This window comes from Paracoccus acridae, from assembly GCF_014642735.1.
GTDB lineage: Bacteria > Pseudomonadota > Alphaproteobacteria > Rhodobacterales > Rhodobacteraceae > Paracoccus > Paracoccus acridae.
On record NZ_BMIV01000066.1, the window covers coordinates 1 to 1,393 of the forward strand.

The following is a 1,393-nucleotide window of genomic DNA, read 5'->3' on the forward strand; positions in this document are numbered from 1 at the left end:
GGTCGTGTCTCGGAAGTGGTGGAAATTTGAAGGCGGCGTAATCTCCGGGTGAACTGACACCCACCCAACCGGCGGCGCCAACCGCCAGGGAGATCACGCCATGAAGCAGAATATCGACAGCTCGCCCTTTTCGCTACTGCCCGACGCAAGCGGGTATGATCCGATCGAGGATCGCCTGCGGGCGAATGTCCGTGCCACCATCGAGGCCATGTTCGAAGAGGAACTGGCCGTCTTTCTTGGTCGGCTTCGTTACGGCCGCGGCAACGAGCGGGCCAAAGGCTACCGCCACGGACATCGCGACCGACAGCTGACCGGCACATTCGGCACCGAGACGGTGCGGGTTCCTCGTGCCCGGATCGAGAACGAGGCCGGCAAGATCACCGAATGGCGCTCGAAGGCACTGCCGCGCTACCAGCGGCTGACCAAAAAGGCCGAGGCCCTGATCGCGGCGGTCTACCTGGCCGGAACCAACACGCGCCGGGTCAAGCGGGCGCTGTTCGGACTGTTCGAGGGGGCGGTGAGCAAGGACGTGGTCAGCCGCGCCTGGCGCAAGGTGAAGGTCGATTGGGACGCCTGGTCCACCCGCGACCTGGCCGAGGAGGATATCGTGCGGCTCATTCTCGACGGCACCGTCATAAAGACCCGGCTGGACCGCAAGGCCACCAATATCTCGGTACTGGCGGCGATCGGTGTTCGGCGCGACGGACAAAAGGTGCTCCTCTCAATCAGGAACATGGGCGGCGAAAGCACGGCTGCCTGGAGCCAATTCCTCGCCGATCTGGATGCGCGGGGCCTGAGGCGGCCGGAGTTCGTGATCGTTGACGGCGCCCCCGGCTTGGAGGCCGCGCTCCTGGCGCTATGGGGCGGGGACCTGCCCATCCAGCGCTGCACGGTTCACAAGCACCGCAACCTGCTTGGCCACGCGCCCAAGCGCCTGCATGACGAGCTGAGCGAAGACTACCGCGACATGATCTATGCTGACACCGCCGCCGAGATCGAGACGCGCCGCAAGGCCTTTCTTCGCAAGTGGAAGCTGAAGTGCCGGGCCGTGGCCGACAGCCTCGAGGAAGCGGGCGACCGGCTCTTCAGCTTCACCCGCCTCGATCCTTCGCAATGGAAGTCGGCAAGGACCACCAATGCCATCGAGCGTTTGAACGAGGAATTCCGGCGCCGCATCAAGACCCAGACCGTGCTGCCCTGCGCCGAAACCGTGCCGATGCTGCTCTGGGCGCTGCTGGCTTCCGGTCAGATTCAGATGCGAAAGGTCGATGGCTGGGAAACCCTGTCCCAGCCTCTCGAGCCAATGTCCCTTGACCTCGCGGCCTGACTGGAGCCATCGTTACATGCCCGGAGCCCGCTGCTCGGCAATTTCCACCACATTCGCGACACGACC

The 1,393-nt window shown here is 64.5% G+C and carries 1 protein-coding gene; it reads left to right on the plus strand.

All coding sequences use genetic code 11. The features are described 5' to 3' along the window. Positions 1-100: 100 nt before the first annotated feature. Positions 101-1,327, plus strand: coding sequence for an IS256 family transposase (locus tag IEX25_RS19715; protein ID WP_188717423.1), 1,227 nt, complete (start codon positions 101-103; stop codon positions 1,325-1,327). Positions 1,328-1,393 lie beyond the last annotated feature (66 nt).

Coding starts and splice junctions, on each gene's coding strand:
- IEX25_RS19715 (WP_188717423.1), top strand. CDS start 101: ATGAAGCAGAATATCGACAGCTCGCCCTTTTCGCTACTGCCCGACGCA.